Genomic DNA, 20,765 nt, shown 5'->3' on the forward strand with positions numbered 1-20,765 from the left:
GGGGAGAACGTGATGCGTGCTGTCGGGGCCGCGGAGGTCGCACCGACGACCTACGCGTGGCAGATCAAGGCGGAGGGACTGAAGGTCCGGGTCGGCAAACGCAAGTTCGCCGTGAACGGGCTCGACCTGGAACTCGGCACGGGGGTGCACGGTCTGCTCGGCCCGAACGGGGCGGGGAAGACCACGCTGATCCGTGCATTGGCGACGGTGCTCAGGCCGGCGGAGGGAGGGCTGGCGCTGCTCGGTGAATCCGTCGGGGGGTTCACCGATCAGCGCCGCCTGCGCCGCCGTATCGGCTACCTGCCGCAGAATTTCGGGTTCTACAAGCGTTTCACCGTCCGCGAGTTCGTCGAGTACATCGCGTGGCTGAAGGAAATGGCGAAGGAAGACATTCCGGGTGCGGTGCAGCGGTCGATCGAACGGGTCGGTCTCGCCGATCGTGCCGACGACCGGATGAAGACGTTGTCCGGTGGCATGGTGCGGCGGGTCGGGATCGCGCAGGCGATCGTGAACGATCCGGACGTCCTCCTGCTGGACGAGCCGACCGCCGGACTCGACCCGGCACAGCGCGTGCGGTTCCGGGACCTCCTTCAGGAAATCGGGCGTGATGCCTGTGTGGTGGTCTCGACGCATCTCGTCGAGGACGTCGCGACGGCCTGCACCGATGTCGTCCTGTTCGAAAACGGGAAACTCGTCTTCCAGGGGACGCCGGACGAGCTGGCCGCGGCCGGGAGCGAGGAGTACGTCGGAGACAGCCCGATCGAGCGCGGCTACTCGGCGCTGCTGGGGCACGAGCCGGGGAGGGGGAACTGGTGAACATCCGTATCCTGCGGACCGAAATCCGCCGTTCCATCGCCCCATGGGCGACGCTCGCCGTCCTCGTCGTCGCGTTCGGATTCCTGTATTCGTTCAGCGGGCCGTGGTCGAAGGCGCCGCTCGCCTGGGACGAGAACTGGGTGCCCGCCGCGGAGTGGAGCCGGTTCCTGCTGGTCTTCCTGTGGCCGATCGCGATCGGCGCGGGGGTCATCCAAGGCATGCGGGACAGCCGGTCCGGGATGGCCGAACTGCTCACCACGATGCCGCGACCAGGCTGGCACCGCGCCGCGAAACTCGCCGGCGCGCTGGGCGGCTTGCTGGTGCTGGGCTATCTGCTGATCTTCGCCGTCGGTGCCGTCCAGGTGATCTTCAGTGGCGCGTTCTTCACCTTCGGCTGGCTGCCGCTCGTCGTGGTCGGTGTGCTCGCGATGCTCGCGGGGGCCTGGATCGGGCTGGGGATCGGCCGGTTGCTGCCGCATCCGCTGACCGCGCCCGCAGTGGCCGTCGCCGCTCTCGTGACCGTGCTCGTGTTGCAGCTCGCCGGGGCGCAGGGCAGCGTGCTCGTGGGCGCTGTTCCGGCCTGGGTCTCTTCGCTCTCTCCCGCGATGGACATGACCCACGATCCATTCACCAGTACCGCGAGCAGGGTGGATCTCGGCCAGGGGGTCTGGCTCGCCGGGCTGGCCGCGACCGGATTCCTTCTGCTGGCGGCTCGTTCCAAGCGGACGAAGGCACTCTCCGTCGTCCCCGCGCTGGTGGCGGTCGCGATAGCGATGCCCATCCTGCCCGCGACCTACGCGGAGGCCGTGACCGTCGACCCGCGCGCGACGGCGATGGTCTGTGACGGCCCGGTCTGTGTTCCCCGCCTGCTCGAACCCGACCTCGCCCGTGTCGCCGGGCCTGGCAAAGAAGCGTTGCGGCTCTTGGGAACACTGCCGGACGCACCGGTCAGGGTCACGGCCTTGAACCGGCGGTTGGCCTCCGACGAGGTGCCGCCGCGTGCCGCCGACACCGTCTTGGTCGACTTGCTGAATTGGTCCTTCCGCTCGACCAAGAACGCGGACGACATGACACGGGCACTGGTCGCCGGCACCGGGACGCCGACCTGCTACACCATCTACGGCGCCGACCGGGCCTTTTTGGACGAACTCACCGCGCGGTCGATCACCTCGAGCTGGTTCCTGGGTGAGTGGAAGATGCTCGAGGGTTCCTGGCTGAGCGAAGAGAAGAAGAACGAGGTCCTCCGCGATTGGGAGACCTTCCGTGCCTTGCCGCCCGACGTGCAGCGCACGCGGATCATCGCGCAGCGGCAGGCGGGCCTGACCTGCCAGGGCAACCAGCTCGACATCCTCCGCGGCGGCGCCCGATGAGGTGGGCGGTGCTGTACGCGCGCTCGCGTGCCATGCCCGCGTCGTTCGCGGCGCTGGCGGTGAGCATGGCGGTGATCTGGTTCCTGGCGCGGGACCGCTGGTCGGAGATCCCGGTTTCCCTGGCGCTCGCGGTGGCGGTCGCGGTGACGGCCACCGGGCTGAGCGGGCAGGACGTCGATCTCGACCGGACCGCCGCGATCCGGTGGCTTCCCCGTCGCGGGCTGCATCTGCTGCTGATCGGCGGCCTCGGCGTCGGAGCCGTGCTCCTGCCGCGGCTGTGGGAGGCGGAGCGGGTGCCGATGGAGATCATCGTGCGGAACACGGCCGGACTGCTCGGTCTCGCCGGGCTCGCCGCGGTGCTGTTCGGCGGGGCCTTCGGGTGGACGTTGCCGCTGCTCGCGCTCGTGGTCGCTTTCGTGGTCATGACGGCGTCGTCGGGTACGGACACCGTGAACCTGGTGGCGACCTGGTTGTTCCAACCTGCCGACGTGGCGACCGCCCTGTGGACCGCCGTGGTGCTCGCCGTCGTGGGCTTCGGTGGCTACGCGGTCTACGGCGCCCGTCGCTGACTTCGCCGAAATGTCATGAAAGGGTCGTTCCTGACGAAATTCGTCAGGAACGACCCTTTCATGACGTCCCCGGTCAGACGTTTCGGTTGTGCGGGACGAGATCGAGCGGGTCGTGGTCCGGGTCGTCGACACCGAGGCTGATGATCCGCGAGGGGTGGAGCCGGATCACCGCGCCGTCGAGATGGCCGTCGGGGGTGTTGGCGCCGGTCAGCGCCTCCGCCCGGCCGCGGATCTCGAGGCAGCGGATCCTCGGCGGATCCTGCGACGGCATGTCGTCCACCACGAACGCGGCCTGCCCGTTGGCGGCCACGTTCCGGAACTTCTTGCTCTTCGCCAGTTCGTAGCCGGTGATGTCGATCGTGCGAGTCTCGGTGTTGTAGGTGTAACCGACCGGGCTGACCTGCAGCGTGCCGTCCGGCTGCGCCGTCGCGAGCCGTCCGAGTCCCTGGGTGGCGAGGTAGTCGAGTTCCGCTTCACTGAACATGGGATCCAGTCTGCGATCTCCACTTAACTGGAGGTCAAGTGTGCGGTGCCGGTACTTTCGCCACAGCCGGAATCGCCGATCCGCTTTACCGTCAGTCGGCTTCGTAAGCCGAATGGGTCATCGCCCGGCAGTGTGGCGAAGTAACCTGACCGGGTGGCCGAAACCACCCAGTCGAGCACCGACGCCCCGGAGCACCCTGCGCGCCCTCTGCCGCCGTACGTCCCCAGGCTCGCGTTCGCGGGCGGGCTCGTGCTCACGGGCGTGGTGCTGATCATGACCGTCGGCGTGAACCGGCCGGGCGGGGAGGAACCGCCCCCGCCGGCGCAGCCCCAGCCCGCGCTCGCGGTCCCCGACCAGAAACCCCAGCCGGGGGTGGCGACGCCGCGCGCCGGGCTCGCCGCGCCGCCCGACCGGCCCACCGTTTCCGACGCGGCCGAACTCGAGACCTGGGCGAAACGGGTGGCGGCGAAGACCCGGCTGTCCGAAACCGAGCTGTCCGCTTACGGCCGCGCCGAGATGTGGCTTCGGCGGCAGAAGCCGGGTTGTCACCTCTCGTGGGCGACCCTCGCGGGTATCTCCCATGTCGAGGCGGCGCAGGGCAGGCCCGGCCCGATCACGCTCCCGCCCGACGTCTGGGCCAAGCACGCCGCCAGGGCCAGGAGCGACGGCAAGCAGCCGGACCCGAAGGACCTCGACGACGCCGCCTTCGCCACCTCCCGGTTCCTGTGTGCGGACGGCGACGACGTCGCCACCCCGGTCGGCTGGTGGAAGGCGATGAGGACGTTCAACCCGGCCGTGCCCTACGCCCAGGAAGTCTTCAGCGCGGCCGACGCCTACGCGGACGCCAGCGTCGCGCCCTGATCTTCGAGCACCAGGTCGAAGTTGAGCGCCGACGCCATCCGGTAGGCGTCGCCCGCCGCGACGACCAGCTGGGCCATCGGATCGACGACGTTCCCCGCCGCCCAGACACCGTCCACGTTCGTGCGGCCCTGCGCGTCCACCGCGATCGAGCCGGTTTCGGTACGCACGCAGCCGATCTGGGCGAGAAGCCGGTCGTGCGGGACGAACTTCGGGCCGACGAACACGACATCGCGTTCGACGAACTCGCCGTCGACGAGCCGGACCCCGGTCAGCCGGTCGTTCTCGACGGCCAGCTCGGACACCTTCCCGTCGACGATCCGGATGCCCAGCCCGGTCAGCTTCGCCCGGTCTTCGGCCGAGATCTGCTGCGTATGGGTGAAGAAGGTCAAGTCCTTGCTCCACTGCCAGACGATCAGCGCCTGGTGGACCGATTTCTCGGAGGTCGCGAGCACGCCGAAGCGCTGATCGCGCACTTCCCAGCCGTGGCAGTACGGGCAGTGCAGCACGTCGGCGCCGAAACGCTCCGCGACGCCGGGGACGTCCGGCAGTTCGTCGGCCAGCCCGGTGGTCACCACGATGCGGCGACCGGTGATGACCCGGCCGCTCGCCAGTTCCACCGCCTTGTCGTGCCGCAACCGGTGGACGACGTCCTCGACGATCTCGACGCCGTAGCCGCGGACCTCGTCACGGCCTATCTCCAGCAGTTCTTTGGGTGGAATGCCGTCCCTGGTCAGGAAACCGTGCGCGTGCGCGGCGGGCGCGTTGCGCGGGGTGCCGCCGTCGATCACGACGACCTCGCGCCGCGCCCTGCCCAGGACCAGTGCCGCGCTGAGGCCCGCGACGCCACCACCGATGATCACCACGTCGTAGTCGTTGTTCATGCTCCCGAGCATCCGGATTTCTTCGAAAGATGGCAAAGTTCATTGCCGATTTGGCAAACTGGAGACATGGAGGACATCGAACGGCGGCTCGCCGAGGTCGGCCCGAAGCTCAAGCAGCTTCGCAAGGAACGCGGCACTACCCTTTCCGCGCTTTCGGAGGCGACGGGGATCTCCGCCAGCACGCTCTCGCGGCTCGAATCGGGCACGCGGAAGGCCACGCTGGAGCTGCTGCTCACGTTGTCCGCGGCACATCAGGTCCCGCTCGACGAACTGGTCGGCGAACCTGAACCGGCGGATCCCCGCGTCCGGATGAAAGCGCAGAAGTTCGGCAGGTTCACCGCCTGGTCGCTGACCGCGCAGCCGGGGCAGCCGCAGGCGTTCAAACTGCTGATCCCGGTCGAGGACGTCGAACCGGTGCAGCGGACGCACGAGGGCTACGAGTGGATGTACGTCCTCAGTGGACGGTTGCGGGCGGTGCTCGGCGACCGTGACTTCACGATGGGGCCCGGCGAGGCCGCGGAGTTCGACACGCGGGTGCCGCATTGGTTCGGCAGCGCGGGGCCTGGGCCGGTGGAGCTGCTGGTGCTGTTCGGCAAGCAGGGCGAGCGCGCCCACCTGCGGGCCAGGTCGAAGTGAGAGCAAAGGTCCCTTGCTTCAGCGGCGAGCAAGTCAGTCGCGCAACGCGATCCGCGCGCTGACCTCGCTGATCGCTTCCAGGTACTCCGGGATCGGATGCATCGCCGACGCGATCCGCATCTGCGCGAGCGCCTCGGTCAACCGGCCGAGGCGCTGGAGGGTCCGCCCGAGCACGAACCGGGCGTAGTGATCGGTGGGGTCCAGTTCCAGCACCCGGGTGAAGGCGCGTTCGGCCCGGCGCAACTGTGCGGAGTGGAAGTACGCGCGGCCTGCCAGCAACTGGACACTCGGTTTGTCGGTTTCCTCTTCGAGCAGGGGTTCGAGGGCTTTGAGGGCGTCGAGCGGCCTGCGGCTTTCGACCAGTGCCTCCGCCTGTCGGAAGGCACGGAACCGCGACTCGCCGGACGGGTCCTGACCGGGTTCTGGGGCGGGTTCGGCATCCATCATGGTCCGCTCCATGATACGCGGGAGCAGGGCCGTTCACGAGGCGCTGAAACGGTCATGGTGGACTGTCCTGCCATGAGCAGTGCCGAAGCGGATTGGCCCGAAACCGAGCCCGGCTACCTCGGTCTCGCGCCGTATCTTTACTACGCCGACGCGACCGAAGCGGTCGCGTGGCTGGTCAGAGTGTTCGGGTTCACCGAGGAAGTGCGCTTCTCCGACGCCTCCGGAGAGGTGTTCCAGGCCACGCTGTGCGCCGGCCCGGCCAAGATCCAGCTGGCCGGGGTCGGCCCCGAGTACTGGCAGGCGAAGGGCGTCGACGGCCCGGTCGGGCAGCTGAACATCGTGTACGTCCCCGACGCCGACGCGCAGTACGAGCGCGTCCGCGCCGCGCTGGGCGACGACGCCGACATCGACGCGCCCCAGGATCAGCCCTACGGCGCCCGCGTGTTCACCGTCTCCGACATCGGCGGCAACAGCTGGACTTTCTGGCAGCAGTTCTCCGACACCGTCGAGCTGCCGTCGGGGTGGCGGGAAGTTCGCGCAGGTGAACCAGCCGACTCGTAGGTCTGGTCGGCGCGCATTGTGGCGCGTGCCTCCAACGGGTGAACGGCGCCGACGGCTAGGCTGGGCGCGGTCACCGCAGGCACAACCCACATGAGGAGCATGGCGTGGCGCTCATCGAGCAGGTAGGCGCTCGCGAGATTCTGGACTCGCGAGGCAACCCGACGGTCGAAGTGGAGGTGGCTCTCGACGACGGCACGCTGGCGCGGGCCGCGGTCCCCTCGGGTGCGTCCACCGGCGAACACGAAGCCGTCGAGCTGCGTGACGGCGACACCGGCCGGTACAACGGCAAGGGTGTCGAGCGCGCGGTCGCGGCCGTCCTGGACGAGATCGGCCCGGACCTGGTCGGCACCGACGCCGTGGACCAGCGCATCGTCGACCAGAAGCTGGTCGACCTCGACGGCACGCCGGCGAAGTCCCGCCTCGGCGCGAACGCCATCCTCGGCGTTTCGCTCGCCGTCGCGAAGGCCGCCGCCGAGTCGGCCGAGCTGGAGCTGTTCCGCTACCTCGGCGGGCCGAACGCGCACGTGCTGCCGGTGCCGATGCTGAACATCCTCAACGGTGGCGCGCACGCCGACACCGATGTCGACATCCAGGAATTCATGATCGCGCCGATCGGCGCCGAGTCGTTCCGCGAGGCCCTGCGCTGGGGCACCGAGGTCTACCACTCGCTGAAGTCGGTCCTGAAGGGTCGCGGCCTGGCCACCGGCCTCGGCGACGAAGGCGGCTTCGCACCCAGCCTGAAGAACAACCGCGAAGCGCTCGACCTGATCCTTCAGGCGATCGAGAAGGCCGGGTACGCCCCGGGCCGCGATGTCGCGCTCGCGCTCGATGTCGCCGCGACGGAGTTCTTCTCCGACGGCGCGTACACCTTCGAAGGTGCGAAGAAGAGCGCCGAGCAGATGTCCGCCTACTACGGCGAACTCGTCCGCGACTACCCGCTCGTGTCCATCGAGGACCCGCTGAGCGAGGACGACTGGGACGGCTGGGTCCAGCTGACCACCGAGATCGGCGAGAAGGTCCAGCTGGTCGGCGACGACCTGTTCGTCACCAATCCCGACCGCCTCGAAGAGGGCATCACCCGCCGCGCCGCCAACGCGCTGCTGGTGAAGGTCAACCAGATCGGCACGTTGTCGGAGACCCTCGACGCGATCTCGCTGGCCACTTCGTACGGCTACAAGTCGATGATGAGCCACCGGTCCGGCGAGACCGAGGACACCTTCATCGCCGACCTGGCCGTCGCGACCGGTGTCGGCCAGATCAAGACCGGCGCCCCGGCGCGCGGCGAGCGGATCGCCAAGTACAACCAGCTGCTCCGCATCGAGGAGACCCTCGCCGACGCGGCCCGCTACGCCGGCGACCTCGCGTTCCCGCGGTTCAGCCCGGAGGGGTAAGCAGCGATGGCGGACCGGGGGAGGGCGCGGACGACCCGTCGTAGCAGCGGGCGCGCGGGCGGCGGTGGCTCCAGCAGGGGCCGCCGTCCGGAGAGTGCCCGCCGCACGACGACGACGGAGGTCCGCGCCCGAACCCGGCTGCGCCGCAGCCTGGCGGCGAAACGGGCATCGGGCGCCGCGAAGGTGCTCGGCATGTCCACCACCCGCCGGGCCGCGGTGGTGGCGATCGTGGTGTGCGCGCTCGCGTTCACCATCGCCGTCCCGCTGCGCACGTACCTCAGCCAGAAGTCCGAGGTGAACGAGCAGCAGCAGTTGCAGTCCGAATTGCAGAGAAGCGTCACTCAGCTGGAAGGCCGCAAGGCCGAGCTGAGCGATCCCGCGCAGATCGAGGCGGAGGCGCGGAAGCGGTTCGGTTTCGTGAAGCCCGGCGAGACGCCGTACATCGTGCAGCTCCCCGAGGACAAGGCGCCCGAACCGGGACAGCCGCAAGGTCAGCAGCCGGTGCCCGCGGGCTCCTGGTACGAGAAGCTGTGGGATCAGGTCGCGGGCGGCTGAAGCTCTCCGTTTAGCCTTATGGACGTGAACAGCACGGAAAAGTCTCCATTCGAGCCTGTGACCGACGCCGACCGCGAGATCATCGCGGAACAGCTCGGCCGGGCACCCCGTGCGCTGCGTGCCGTCGCCGCGCGCTGCCCGAGCGGCCACCCGTCGGTCGTGCAGACCAGTCCCCGCCTCGACGACGGCACCCCGTTCCCCACGCTCTACTACTTGACCTGCCCGAAGCTGACTTCGATGGTGGGCACGCTCGAGGCGTCCGGGCTGATGAAGGAGATGACCGACCGGCTCGCGGAGGACCCCGAGCTGGCGGCCGCCTACCAGCGGACCCACGAGAGCTACCTCGCCGAACGCGACGCCATCGACCCGCTCGGCCACGAGGTCAGCGCGGGCGGGATGCCCGGACGCGTCAAATGCCTGCACGTCCACCTGGCGCACACGCTCGCCGTCGGTCCCGGTGTGAACCCGTTCGGCGACGAAACCCTCGCGCTGCTCAAAGCCAACGGGTGGCCGTCGGGCGACTGCCAGGGGTAACACCGACCCCTGGTGCACAGATAGTTCCTCCAGGTGGGTTAATTCACCCGATGTCGGCCAACTGGTCCTCCCCTATGGGGTGAAACCGGTCACCGTATGCGGCAGGCTGGGCACGGTCGGGGTTGACGGGGTTGGCAGGTACCGGATCGCCGTATCGCGATCCGCCGGGAGGGTTCTGAGGTATGCGCGTGAGGCACGTGCCAGGCGCGGTGACCGGTGCGGTATCCATGGGCTCTCGCCTGAGACGCGTACCTCGAGCCGCCCGGAGACTCTGTCTCCGGCACCGCACGATCGCCGCGGTGACCGGAGGTGTCCTCGCCATCGTCCCGGCCTGTGCCGCGGTCATCGCCGCCGGCAGCTGGGCCGCCACGGCGAGCACTGTTCATTCCGACAACGTCGCCCTCGTCGGCGGCTATGACCCGAAGAACCCGCTCGTCCAGCAGATCGGTGTCGACGGCAGCCTGCCGAACGCCCCGACCCCGCTCCCGCTCCCCGCGGACGAACTCCCCAACGGACCGCTCGGCATCCCGGTCACCGCGCTCGCCGCGTACCGCAACGCCGCCGACATCCTCATCGCCGAACAGCCCACCTGTCACATCGACTGGGCTTTGATCGCGAGTATCGGCCGCATCGAGTCCAACCACGCGCGCGGCGGCTACGTCGACGCGAAGGGCAACACCCTCGAACCGATCCTCGGCCCGCAGCTCAACGGCGCCGGACCGTTCGCGGCCATCCCGGACACCGACGGCGGCAAATTCGACGGTGACACGGTCTGGGACCGTGCCGTCGGCCCGACGCAGTTCATCCCGTCGACGTGGAAGGGCTACGCCTCCGACGGCAACGGCGACGGCGAGTCCAATCCGAACAACATCTTCGACGCGGCGCTGGGCACCGGGCGGTACCTGTGCTCCGGCGGGCTCGATCTGTCCAAACCGGACCAGTTGCGCGCGGCCGTCTTCCGCTACAACAACTCCGACACCTACGTGAACACCGTGCTGATCTGGGCCGAGGCCTACCGCACAGGTGTGCTGCCGACGCCGGACAGCAGGGTGCCCATCGGCGCCCCGAACGCCGGAGCCGCCCCGCCGCCCGCGTCGGTGCCGCCGCCTCCGGTGCCGTCGACGCCACCCGGTTCGGTGACGCCGCCGCCGTCGAGTTCGCTGCCGCCGACGAATCCGGGTTCTTCGACGTCGAAATCGACGTCAAACTCGAAGCCGCCGCAATGCCCGACGGTCACCGTCACGGAGACGGCCTCGGCCACGAGCACCAGCCCGACGACCACGACTTCGACTTCGACTCCGCCGTCGACCTGTACGTCGCCGACGACGACCACAACGACAACGACGCCGACGCCGACGGACGCCAGCGGTACCAAGTCCCCCTGATCGCATTGACTACCCTGGCGGCATGCCTCGTGTTGCCGCGATCGACTGTGGGACCAACTCCATCCGTCTGCTCGTCGCCGAGCTGACCCCCCGTCACGACGGGACGGTCGACCTGCGCGACCTGCACCGCGAGATGCGGATCGTCCGCCTCGGCCAGGGGGTCGACGCCACCGGCAGGCTGGCCCCCGAGGCGCTCGAGCGCACCCGCAAGGCGCTGGCCGACTACACGGTTGCCGCGCGCCGCAAGGGCGTCGAAAAGGTCCGCATGGTCGCGACGTCGGCGACTCGTGACGCGAGCAACCGCGACGAGTTCTTCGCGATGACGCGCGAGGTGCTCGGCACCGAGGCCGAAGTCATCAGCGGGGACGAAGAGGCGCGGCTGTCCTTCACCGGCGCAGTCGGCGAGCAGGATCCCGACGACGGCCCGTTCGTGGTGGTCGACGTGGGCGGCGGCTCGACCGAACTCGTGGTCGGGACCTGGGACGGCCGCCAGGCCGAGGTCATCGCGGCCAAGTCGGTCGACATCGGCTGTGTGCGGATCACCGAACGCGCGTTGAAGTCCGACCCGCCGACAGCGGCCGAGATCGCCGAAGCCCGCGAGCTGGCTGCCAAGGTCCTCACCGAGGCCTTCGACGTCGTGGACGTGTCCACCGCCAAGACGTGGATCGGTGTCGCCGGGACGGTCACGACCTTGACGGCCGTGGCGCAGGGCCTGTCGGAGTACGACTCCGAGCGCACCCACCTCTCGAAGCTCTCCCACGCGGACATCGACCGTGTCGCGCGGTCGCTTCTCACGGCCGACCACGCGACCCGCGCGGCGAACCCGGTGATCCACCCGGGCCGGGTCGATGTGATCGGCGGCGGTTCGGTGATCGTGCAGGTGCTGGCCGAGCAGTTCGCCACGCGCAGTGGTCCCGACGAATTGGTGATCTCCGAGCACGACATCCTCGACGGGATCGCGCTCTCGTTGGCCTGAGGTCCGGGTTTTCTCTTACGTGAAGCCATTTCTTTAGGTGATCAAGCGGTGACCTCCAGTCCGGATTAGGCCATTCGGCGCAGCGGTGTTCCTACCAACGTTGTGCTCTGACCGGGTGGTCCGGAAGACCGTCACACATTTGCAACACCAACGCACTGTGATCGGCTTCACCTGTCCCATAGCGTCGTCTCACCTTCTGGGCGGTAGGGCGCGACCAGCGCCCGCCGACAATCCGACGACGAGAGTTGGAGGGGACATGCGGGCTTCACGCGGGTTCTGGGGAGCGACGGCGGTGGTGGCCACGGCGGCCCTGCTGCTGACGGCCTGTGGGGGTGGTGGGTCCAGTGAGAACAAGGGATCCGGCGCCGCTGATGCCAACGCGGCGGTTTCGGTCTACGGCACCGAGCCGGAGAACTCGCTGATTCCCGCCAACACCAACGAGCTTGGTGGGTCCAAGGCCCTCAAGCCGGTTTTCTCGGCGCTGGTCGGCTACAAATCCGACACCGCCGAGCCGTACAACCTGATGGCCGAATCGATCACCACGACCGATTCGAAGGTCTTCGACATCAAGATCAAAAAGGGCTGGAAGTTCCACGACGGGACCGAGGTCAAGGCCAAGAACTTCGTCGACGCCTGGAACTACAGCGCGAACGGCAAGAACGGCATGCAGAACGCGTCGTTCTTCGAGCAGATCCAGGGCTACGACGAGATCAGCGCCAAGGAGCCCGCCGTCAAGGAGATGTCCGGGCTCAAGGTCGTGAACGACTACGAGTTCCAGGCCACCCTCAAGGGCCCGTTCTCGGTGTTCGCCACCAAGATCGGCTACCTCGCCTTCGCGCCGCTGCCGGACAAGTTCTTCGCCGACCCGGAGGCGTTCGCCAAGGCCCCGATCGGCAACGGACCGCTGAAGTTCGTTTCGCGCACGCCCAACCAGAACATGAAGCTCACGCGGTTCGACGAGTACCAGGGCGAGGACAAGGTCAAGTTCAAGGACCTGGAAGTCCGCATCTACACCAGCCAGGAGACCGCGTACCAGGATCTGCTGAGCAACCGCCTCGACTTCATGGAGGCGCTCCCGCCCGCGGCGAAGGCCGGTGGAAAGTACAAGACCGACCTCGGTGAGCGTCTGGTCGAAGGGAAGCTGCTCGGCATCAGCGCGCTCGCGCTCCCGTACTACGTGCCCGGCTACAACAACCTGGACCTGCGCAAGGCGATCTCGTTGGCCATCGACCGCGAGCAGATCGTCAAAACCGTCATGAACGACACCTACGCGCCCGCCGACGGCTACGTGTCGCGCGGAATCGAGGGTTACCGGCCCGGTGTCTGCGGCGAGTTCTGCAAGTTCGATCCGGTGAAGGCCAAGGAGTTCTTCGCGAAGTCCGGTTACACCGGCAAGCTGACCATCGCGTCGAACGCCGACGGTGGCCGTAAGGAACCGCTGGTCGCGGCGTGCAACAGCATCAAGAACGCGCTCGGCGTCGAATGCGACTTCGTGCCGGCGACCGACTTCGGGCAGTGGCGCAGCATCGTCAACAACCGCCAGCTGACCGGCATGGGCCGCTCCGACTGGTCCGCCGACTACCCGTCGATCGAGAACTACCTGAACCCGCGCTACAAGAGCACCGGTTCGTCGAACGACTCCACCTACAACAACCCGGCCGTCGACGCGCTGCTGACCCAGGCGGACCAGACCGCCGACAAGGCGGCCGCGATCAAGCTGTACCAGCAGGCCGAGGATCTGATCGCGAAGGATCTGCCGCAGATCCCCGTGTGGGAAGAGAAGGGTGTCGGCGGCAAGTCGAACCGTCTCAAGACCGTGAAGCTCGACTTCGGTCGTCTCGCGGACTACTCGTCCATCGAGGTCGCGGCGAAGTAATCGCGTGGTCGTGCGGTCGTGAGTGGCGATTCGGGTTCTAACCCGAATCGCCACTCACGACCCGCCGGACCGACAGCTCCCACCACGCGATCCCCAGGACGGCACGCCCATGTCCCAGTACATCCTCCGACGCCTACTCCAACTCATCCCGGTCTTCTTCGGCACGACGTTCCTCATCTACGCCCTCGTGTGGGCGGTGCCCGGTGACCCGTTCGCCGGCAAATGCGGTCAGGTCAGCTGCCCGCCCGCCTACATCGAGATGATGACCGCGAAGTTCAACCTCGACGATTCGATCTTCGTCCAGTACTTCAAATACCTCGGCAACCTGTTCACCGGCGACTGGGGCGAGACCTTCAACGGCGTCTCGGTCGGCGAACTGATCGGGAACGCCTATCCGGTGACCGTCCGGCTCGCCCTCATCGCGGTGGCCATCGAAGCGATCATCGGCCTGTCCGCCGGTATCCTGACCGGCCTGCGAGGCAAGGGTTTCCTCGACAACCTCGTGCTGATGTCCACCACGTTCCTGATCTCGATCCCGGTGTTCGTCACCGCGATCGTGCTCCAGATCGTCCTCGGTTCGGAATTGGGCATCATCGACGCGAGCGTCTCCGAGGACGCCACGATCGGCGAACTGATCGTGCCGGGAATAGCGCTCGGCAGCCTTTCCATGGCCTACATCGCCCGATTGACCAGAGCGAGCATCGCCGAAAACCGGCACGCCGACTACGTCCGCACGGCCATCGCGAAAGGACAGCCGCGCAGCCGCGTCGTCGGCGTGCACCTGCTCCGGAACTCGGTGATCCCGGTGCTGACCTTCATCGGCACCGACATCGGCGCGCTCATGGGCGGGGCCATCGTCACCGAAGGCGTGTTCAACATCAACGGCATCGGCGGGCTCATCTTCCGCGGTATCCAGAACCGGGAGGGCGCCACCGTCACCGGCGTCGTCGTCCTGCTGGTGATGGTGTACCTGCTGGTGAGTCTCACCGTCGACCTGCTCTACGCCGTTCTCGACCCGAGGATCCGTTATGACTGACCCCAATGTGGCGGGTGGCGTGTCCTCTGTGGACGTCGCCGGCGCCGGAGTCGCCGACGATTCCGCGGTGGCGCACAAACCGCGCAGCCTCGGCGGTGACGCCTGGCGGATGCTGCGCAAACGGCCGTCGTTCGTCATCTCCGCCGTCATCATCGTGCTCGTCGTGCTCATCGCGATCGCGCCCGACCTGTTCAGTTCCCGGCCCGCCGGCTTCAGCGATCTGCTCCACGCCAACGAAGGACCGTCGGCGGACGCCTGGTTCGGTTACGACAACCAGGGTTACGACGTCTACGCGCGGACCATCCACGGTGCGCGGGCGTCGCTGCTGGTCGGCGTGTTCGCCACGGTGCTGACCATCCTGATCGGCTCGGTGGTCGGGATCGTCGCCGGGTACTACGGCCGCCTCGTCGACAGCCTGTTCTCACGGGTTGGCGACATCTTCGCGGCACTGCCGTTCGTGCTCGGCGCGATCGTCATCCTGACCACCTTCAACGCACCCGGCTCGAATCCCGGCGCGGTCACCATCATCGTGCAGGTGGTGGTCTCGATCGCCGCCCTGAGCTGGCCGGTGGCGATGCGCATCATGCGGTCGGCGACACTGGTGGCCAAGCAACTCGACTACGTCAAGGCCGCGCGCGGACTAGGCGCGAGCACGCCGCGCATCGTGTTCCGGCATCTGCTGCCCAACACGGTCGCGCCGGTGCTCGTCTACGGGACCATCGCGCTCGGCGCGTTCATCGGTGCGGAAGCGACGCTGGCGTACCTCGGTGTCGGCGTGCGGCCACCGGTCGTCTCGTGGGGCGTGATGATCAGCGACGCGCGGGACTACTTCCGGGTGAACCCGCACATGCTGTTGTTCCCCGCCGGATTCGTCACCATGACCGTGCTCGCGTTCGTCATGCTCGGTGACGGGATCCGCGACGCGCTCGACCCGAAGGCCCGGTGAGCGGCTGTGACCGACGAATTGCTGCTAGAGGTGGAAGACCTCCACGTCGAGTTCCGCACGTCCGACGGTGTCGCGACCGTGCTCAACGGCGTCGACTACTCCGTGCGCGCCGGGGAAACCCTTGCCGTGCTGGGAGAATCGGGTTCCGGCAAGAGCGTGACCGCGCAGACGGTGATGGGCATCCTCGACAGTCCGCCCGCCGTCGTCACCGGTGGCGCCGTCCGCTACCGCGGCGAGGATCTGCTCACGGCCACCGAAGAGCGGCGGCGTGAAGTCCGGGGCGGGGAGATCGCGATGATCTTCCAGGACGCGCTTTCGGCGCTGAACCCCGTCTTCACCGTGGGATTCCAGATCGAGGAACAGCTGCGGGTCCGGCTCGGGATGTCCAAAAAGGACGCACGCAAGCGGGCGATCGAACTGCTCGACACCGTGCGCATCCCCGCCGCCGCCCGCCGGATCCGCGAGTACCCGCACCAGTTCTCCGGCGGGATGCGGCAGCGCGCGATGATCGCCATGTCGCTCGCGCTCGACCCCGATCTGCTGATCGCGGACGAGCCGACGACCGCGCTCGACGTCACCGTGCAGGCCCAGATCATGGACCTGCTGGCGGAGATCCAGGCCGAACGGCGGATGGGGCTGATCCTCATCACGCACGACCTCGCCGTGGTCGCCGAGGTCGCCGACCGGATCGCCGTGATGTACGCGGGCCGGATCGTCGAACAGGCCGACGTCGCCGAATTGTTCCGCTCGCCGGGGCATCCCTACACCGAGGCGCTGATGGCCTCGCTGCCGCGGCTCGACCTCAAAGGACAGACGCTGGAGACCATCAAGGGACTGCCGCCGAGCCTGCTGAACGTCCCGCCCGGCTGCCCATTCCATCCGCGCTGCCCGCGGGCGGAGAGCCGGTGCGAGACCGAACGGCCGGCTCTGCGCAACCTCGGCTTCGGCCGGGTCAGCGCCTGCCACTTCGCCGACGAGGTGGTGAGCGGCCGTGTCTGAACCCATTCTGCGGGTCGAGAACCTGGTGAAGTACTTCCCGGTGCGCGCCGGGATCCTGTTCAAACGCACCATCGGGCAGGTGAAGGCCGTCGACGGCGTCTCCTTCGACCTCATGCCAGGGGAAACGCTGGGCGTCGTCGGCGAATCCGGTTGCGGCAAGTCCACGCTGGCCCAGGTGCTGATGAGGCTGGAGGAACCCACGGGCGGCCTCGCGACCTTCGAGGGCCGCGACATCTTCGCGTTGCGGGGTGCCGAACTCCGGAAGTTGCGGCGTGAGATCCAGATCGTGCTGCAGGATCCGTACACGTCGCTGAATCCGAGAATGACGGTCGGTGACATCATCGGTGAACCCTTCGAGATCCACACCGAGGTGGCGCCGAAGGGGTCGCGGGCGGCGAAGGTGCGGGAGTTGCTCGACGTCGTCGGGCTGAACCCCGAGCACATCAACCGGTATCCGCACCAGTTCTCCGGCGGACAGCGTCAGCGCATCGGGATCGCGCGGGCACTGGCGTTGCGGCCGAAAGTGATCATCTGCGACGAGCCGGTTTCCGCGCTGGATGTTTCGATCCAGGCTCAGGTGATGAACCTGCTCGGTGAACTGCAGAAGGAATTCGGCCTTTCCTATGTGTTCATCGCACACGACCTGTCCGTTGTCCGTCACCTTTCCACGCGGGTCGCGGTGATGTATCTCGGCAAGATCGTGGAAATGGGGACCGAAGAGGAGATCTACGAGCATCCGTCGCATCCCTACACGCAGGCGTTGCTGTCCGCGGTGCCGGTCGCGGATCCGGCGTTGCGCGGGCAGCGACAGGTGATCCGCCTGGAAGGCGACGTGCCGAGCCCGCTCGATCCGCCGTCGGGCTGCCGGTTCCGCACGCGGTGCTGGAAGGCGCAGGACATTTGCGCGGATCAGGTACCCGAATTGATCACGCGGTCCGGCGGGCATTTGTCGGCCTGTCATTTCGCGGAGGAGAAAACGGTCGTCCCCTGACTTTCGTAGGGACTTCGTTGATAAGAAGAGATCACTGACGTAGCTTGCACGAATAGTTTTCTTCAGGAGGCAGGAAGTGAAAAAGCCCAGATCTCTCGTCATCGCGCTGGCGGTACCGCTGTTCGGTGCAATCGTCGCCGCGCCGATGGCGTCCGCGCAACCACAGCTTTCCGGCGCCGCCACCGAATTCTCCGTTCTGGCCCGCGAAGGTCAAAGTGTGGCTTCGGTCGAGAAGGCGATCCGCGCCGCCGGGGGCACCGTCGTGGCGAGCAACGCCGCGGTCGGCCTGATCACCGCGACCGCGCCCGCCAACGGTTTCGCCGAACGCGTCTCCGCGGACCGCTCGGTCTTCGGCGCGGCGAAAGCGAAGCCGATCGGCACCGCGCCGAAGAACGGCAAGGCGAAGGTCAAGCCGAGCGTCGTCGAGAAGGAGGGCCGCGGCGCCGCGGCCCCGTCCGCCAAGAAGCCGGCGCAAGCGCAGGCCGTCGGCATGGACCCGCTCGACGATCAGCTTTGGGGGCTCAAGTCCGTCCGGTCGGATCTTTCGCGGACCAAGCAGCCTGGTGACAAGCGCGTCAAGGTCGGCGTCATCGACACCGGCGTCGACGGGAGCCATCCGGACATCGCGCCGAACTTCGACCGCGCGGCGTCGCGGAACTTCACCAAGGACATCGTCGCCGACGTCAACGGCGCCGTGGTCGACGGACCGTGTGAATACCGCAGCTGTGTCGACCCGGCGGACCACGACGACAACGGGCACGGCACGCACGTCGCCGGCACCATCGGCGCCGCCGCGAACGGCTTCGGTGTCTCGGGTGTCGCGCCGAACGTGACGCTGGTGAACATCCGCGCCGGGCAGGACTCGGGCTTCTTCTTCCTGCAGTCGACCGTGGACGCGATCACCTACGCGGGCGACGCCGGTGTGGATGTCGTCAACATGAGCTTCTTCACGGACCCGTGGCTGTACAACTGCGCCGCGAACCCCGCGGACACGCCCGCGCAGCAGGCCGAGCAGCGCACCATCATCGAGGCGACGACCCGCGCGCTGAACTACGCGCACCGCAAGGGCGTCACCCAGGTCGTCTCGCTGGGCAACCAGCACAGCGACCTCGCCGCCCCGCAGCCGGACGCTTCCAGCCCCGGCTACCCGTCGAACAGCACGCACCCGAGGCAGATCGACAACGCGAGTTGCCTCTCGCTGCCCATCGAAGGCCCGCACACCATCGGCGTCTCGTCCTTCGGTCCTTCGCAGGCGAAGGCGGACTACTCGAACTACGGCGTCGAGCAGATCTCGGTCTCCGCGCCCGGCGGGTACTTCCGTGACGGCTTCGGCACTCCGTGGTTCCGCACGATCGAGAACCAGATCCTCTCGACGTACCCGCGCAACGTCGGCGTCGCGGAAGGCAACATCGACGCCGCCGGGAACATCACCCCCGACGGTGTCACCGCCGGTATCAAGAAGGCGACCGCCGCCGACGGCAGCGTCGGCTACTACCAGTGGCTGCAGGGCACGTCGATGGCGTCCCCGCACGCCGCGGGTGTCGCGGCGCTGATCGTTTCGCAGTACGGCAAGGGTTCGCGCGACTTCGGTATGAACCCGGACTCCGTGCAGCGGGTGCTCGAGGGCACGGCTTCGGACGTCGCCTGCCCGGTGCCGCGCACCGTCGACTACCTGGACGAAGGCCGGGACGCGTCGTTCACCGCGACCTGCACCGGTGACGCTTCGTTCAACGGCTTCTACGGTCACGGTGCCGTGGACGCCTGGTCGGCTGTTACGCGGGGTTCGCAGTACCTGCGGGGCTGATCCCTCGGTTCTTTAGTGCAATGAAGGGGCCTTTCATAGCAAAATTTGCTATGAAAGGCCCCTTCATTGCGGCGCTGGGGGTGGCCTCCTGCGTACCTGCAGGCAGAAGGGAGGCCGAGAGGGTTACTTACCCGAGGCGGTCTTGATGAACTTCGCCAGGTCCTTCGCCTGTCGCACCCGCGACTCCTCGTGCACGTACATCATGTGCCCGGCCGGGTAGTAGGCCGTGTCGATGTTCTCCCGCAGTTCCTCCGGGATCTGGAGGCGCGCCAGCACGTGCTCCGAAGCGAAGTACGGCGTAGCGCCATCGTAGTGACCGAAGGCGACATGCACCCGAAGGTGCGGGTTCGCCCGCATGGCCGAGGCCAGTGAGTCCACAGAGGACACCGAGCGACCCTCGAAGTCGGAGTACGACCAGGCTTTGAAGACGTCCGTCGACAGGACCTCGTACGGCAGGTCGTTCTCGTAGCCGAGTTCGGCGCGAACGTAGTGGTTGAGCCCGCCCGTGTAGGCGCCGATGATCCGCGAGATCGACGGGTCGTCGCTCATGTGCTCGCGGCCGCCGTCAGGCTCCCAGGTGGTGAACCGGCCGTCCATCCTGCCGACGACGAGGCCCTTGTCCCGCAACAGCTCGGTGAAGTACCGGACGTGCTCGATCCGCAGGTTGACCCGGTCCACATAGGACTCGCTGAGTCCGGTCAGGGAAGCGAGCGTCGCCACGGCCTCCGCGCGGTCCTGTGTGGACAGCCGGGCGCCGCGTGCGAGGGCCCAGGGGAGTTCCTTGGCCGCGAAGTCCTCGGCGTCGGCGAGGACGTCGTCGAGCGGCCGGTCGCCGTGAAGGCCGTGGTAGTGCGCGATCGCCGCGTACGTCGGCACGTAGAGCGAGTACGGCAGGTCGTTGCCCTCGGTGAACCGCAGGGTGCCCAGATCCAGCACGGACGAGATCAGCAGGAGCCCGTTGAGGTACATGCCGTGGCGTTCCTGCAGATGAGCCGCCAGCCCGGCCGCGCGCAGCGTGCCGTAGGACTCGCCCGCCAGGAACTTCGGCGACAGCCAGCGCTGCTTACGCGAGACCCACAGCCGGATGACCTCGCCGATGGACTCGATGTCGGCGGTGTAGCCGTGGTATTCCTTGGCGGCCTCGCCGTCCACGGCGCGTGAATAGCCGGTCGAAACCGGGTCGATGAACACCAGGTCGCTGTGCGCCAGCAGGGTTTCCTGGTTGTCGGTCAACCCGTAGGGCGGCGTGGCCGGGTCGTCGACGTCACCTGAGAGTACGCGGCGCGGGCCGAGCAGGCCCATGTGCAGCCAGACGCTCGCCGAGCCTGGCCCGCCGTTGAACGCGAACGTGACAGGGCGCGAGCCGGGCTCCGCGTCGTCGAGCGTGTAGGAGGTCACGAACACTTCGGCCTTGGCCTTGTAGCCCTCGGACTTGCCGTCGGTGATGACCTCCTTCCTCAGCACGATCCGCCCGGTCTGGGCCGTGTAGGCGAGCTTCTTGCGCTTGAGCGTCAGCGTGTGCTTCGTGGTGACCAGGTCGTCGGTCGGCTCGACCTTGGTTTCCGCCGACGGGGCGTCCTTCTCGTCGGCGGCCTTCGCGGTGTTCGAATCGGGATTGGTGTCCGGCATACCCCCAACTTACTGGCA

The 20,765-nt window shown here is 67.7% G+C and carries 21 protein-coding genes; 17 read left to right on the forward strand and 4 right to left on the reverse strand.

Features of this window, described 5'->3' with window-relative positions:
- Positions 1–12 precede the first annotated feature (12 nt).
- The 3 genes from DL990_RS17975 to DL990_RS17985 are packed head-to-tail and all read left to right on the forward strand — an operon-like array spanning position 13 to position 2,755.
- Positions 13–816: an ABC transporter ATP-binding protein gene (locus tag DL990_RS17975; protein WP_125799346.1), complete on the forward strand. Its 804-nt coding sequence runs from the start codon at positions 13–15 to the stop codon at positions 814–816.
- Positions 813–2,186: a hypothetical protein gene (locus tag DL990_RS17980; protein ID WP_125799347.1), complete on the forward strand. Its 1,374-nt coding sequence runs from the start codon at positions 813–815 to the stop codon at positions 2,184–2,186. The genes DL990_RS17975 and DL990_RS17980 overlap by 4 nt, the downstream gene beginning before the upstream one ends.
- A gap of 8 nt (positions 2,187–2,194) precedes the next feature.
- Positions 2,195–2,755: a hypothetical protein gene (locus tag DL990_RS17985; protein ID WP_125799621.1), complete on the forward strand. Its 561-nt coding sequence runs from the start codon at positions 2,195–2,197 to the stop codon at positions 2,753–2,755.
- A 73-nt stretch (positions 2,756–2,828) separates the two neighbouring features.
- Here the strand turns inward: DL990_RS17985 and DL990_RS17990 are convergent, their stop codons facing one another.
- Positions 2,829–3,239: a PPOX class F420-dependent oxidoreductase gene (locus tag DL990_RS17990; RefSeq protein WP_125782545.1), complete on the reverse strand. Its 411-nt coding sequence runs from the start codon at positions 3,237–3,239 to the stop codon at positions 2,829–2,831.
- A gap of 153 nt (positions 3,240–3,392) precedes the next feature.
- Between DL990_RS17990 and DL990_RS17995 the strand changes: the two genes are divergently transcribed.
- On the forward strand, positions 3,393–4,100 hold the full coding sequence (locus tag DL990_RS17995) for a murein transglycosylase (RefSeq protein WP_125782547.1): 708 nt from the start codon (positions 3,393–3,395) through the stop codon (positions 4,098–4,100).
- On the opposite strand, the gene DL990_RS18000 is transcribed toward DL990_RS17995, so the two are convergent.
- A complete protein-coding gene (locus DL990_RS18000; RefSeq protein WP_125782549.1) occupies positions 4,073–4,993 on the reverse strand; it encodes an NAD(P)/FAD-dependent oxidoreductase in 921 nt (306 codons plus the stop codon). The genes DL990_RS17995 and DL990_RS18000 overlap by 28 nt on opposite strands.
- Positions 4,994–5,047: 54 nt before the next feature.
- Here DL990_RS18000 and DL990_RS18005 point away from each other — a divergent pair, with 54 nt between their 5' ends.
- On the forward strand, positions 5,048–5,617 hold the full coding sequence (locus DL990_RS18005) for a helix-turn-helix domain-containing protein (protein WP_125782551.1): 570 nt from the start codon (positions 5,048–5,050) through the stop codon (positions 5,615–5,617).
- A gap of 33 nt (positions 5,618–5,650) precedes the next feature.
- On the opposite strand, the gene DL990_RS18010 is transcribed toward DL990_RS18005, so the two are convergent.
- On the reverse strand, positions 5,651–6,064 hold the full coding sequence (locus DL990_RS18010; RefSeq protein ID WP_125782553.1) for a tetratricopeptide repeat protein: 414 nt from the start codon (positions 6,062–6,064) through the stop codon (positions 5,651–5,653).
- Positions 6,065–6,136: 72 nt separating this feature from the next.
- On the opposite strand from DL990_RS18010, the gene DL990_RS18015 reads away from it, so the two are divergent.
- The 12 genes from DL990_RS18015 to DL990_RS18070 all read left to right on the forward strand — a co-directional run bounded on the left by DL990_RS18015 (position 6,137) and on the right by DL990_RS18070 (position 19,118).
- Positions 6,137–6,625, forward strand: coding sequence for a glyoxalase/bleomycin resistance/extradiol dioxygenase family protein (locus DL990_RS18015; protein WP_125799348.1), 489 nt, complete (start codon positions 6,137–6,139; stop codon positions 6,623–6,625).
- A gap of 104 nt (positions 6,626–6,729) precedes the next feature.
- On the forward strand, positions 6,730–8,016 hold the full coding sequence (eno, locus tag DL990_RS18020) for a phosphopyruvate hydratase (RefSeq protein WP_016337276.1): 1,287 nt from the start codon (positions 6,730–6,732) through the stop codon (positions 8,014–8,016).
- A 192-nt stretch (positions 8,017–8,208) separates the two neighbouring features.
- Complete coding sequence (locus DL990_RS18025; RefSeq protein ID WP_125782691.1) at positions 8,209–8,571, forward strand: septum formation initiator family protein; 363 nt, start codon at positions 8,209–8,211, stop codon at positions 8,569–8,571.
- An 18-nt stretch (positions 8,572–8,589) separates the two neighbouring features.
- Positions 8,590–9,105 carry a DUF501 domain-containing protein gene (locus DL990_RS18030; RefSeq protein ID WP_370451352.1) on the forward strand — a complete coding sequence of 172 codons (516 nt, stop codon included), beginning with the start codon at positions 8,590–8,592 and terminating at the stop codon, positions 9,103–9,105.
- A gap of 182 nt (positions 9,106–9,287) precedes the next feature.
- Complete coding sequence (locus DL990_RS18035; protein ID WP_125799350.1) at positions 9,288–10,490, forward strand: lytic transglycosylase domain-containing protein; 1,203 nt, start codon at positions 9,288–9,290, stop codon at positions 10,488–10,490.
- 22 nt (positions 10,491–10,512) lie between these two features.
- On the forward strand, positions 10,513–11,466 hold the full coding sequence (locus DL990_RS18040) for a Ppx/GppA phosphatase family protein (protein WP_125782558.1): 954 nt from the start codon (positions 10,513–10,515) through the stop codon (positions 11,464–11,466).
- A 256-nt stretch (positions 11,467–11,722) separates the two neighbouring features.
- On the forward strand, positions 11,723–13,342 hold the full coding sequence (locus DL990_RS18045; protein ID WP_125782560.1) for an ABC transporter substrate-binding protein: 1,620 nt from the start codon (positions 11,723–11,725) through the stop codon (positions 13,340–13,342).
- A 109-nt stretch (positions 13,343–13,451) separates the two neighbouring features.
- Positions 13,452–14,378: an ABC transporter permease gene (locus tag DL990_RS18050; protein ID WP_125799351.1), complete on the forward strand. Its 927-nt coding sequence runs from the start codon at positions 13,452–13,454 to the stop codon at positions 14,376–14,378.
- A complete protein-coding gene (locus DL990_RS18055; protein WP_125782564.1) occupies positions 14,371–15,324 on the forward strand; it encodes an ABC transporter permease in 954 nt (317 codons plus the stop codon). Before DL990_RS18050 ends, DL990_RS18055 begins: the two co-directional genes overlap by 8 nt.
- Positions 15,325–15,330: 6 nt before the next feature.
- Positions 15,331–16,323 (forward strand): ABC transporter ATP-binding protein, encoded by a 993-nt coding sequence (locus tag DL990_RS18060; protein ID WP_125782566.1) that lies wholly within the window; start codon positions 15,331–15,333, stop codon positions 16,321–16,323.
- Entirely contained in the window at positions 16,316–17,314 is a 999-nt protein-coding gene (locus tag DL990_RS18065; RefSeq protein WP_125782568.1) for an ABC transporter ATP-binding protein, read from the forward strand. Before DL990_RS18060 ends, DL990_RS18065 begins: the two co-directional genes overlap by 8 nt.
- A gap of 145 nt (positions 17,315–17,459) precedes the next feature.
- Positions 17,460–19,118, forward strand: coding sequence for a S8 family serine peptidase (locus tag DL990_RS18070; RefSeq protein ID WP_199746498.1), 1,659 nt, complete (start codon positions 17,460–17,462; stop codon positions 19,116–19,118).
- Between the two features lie 123 nt (positions 19,119–19,241).
- Here the strand turns inward: DL990_RS18070 and DL990_RS18075 are convergent, their stop codons facing one another.
- Positions 19,242–20,747, reverse strand: a complete 1,506-nt coding sequence (locus DL990_RS18075) for a S10 family peptidase (RefSeq protein WP_125782572.1) — start codon at positions 20,745–20,747, stop codon at positions 19,242–19,244.
- Positions 20,748–20,765: the final 18 nt, after the last annotated feature.

This window comes from Amycolatopsis sp. WAC 01416 (assembly GCF_003947485.1).
In the GTDB taxonomy this organism is placed as follows: domain Bacteria; phylum Actinomycetota; class Actinomycetes; order Mycobacteriales; family Pseudonocardiaceae; genus Amycolatopsis.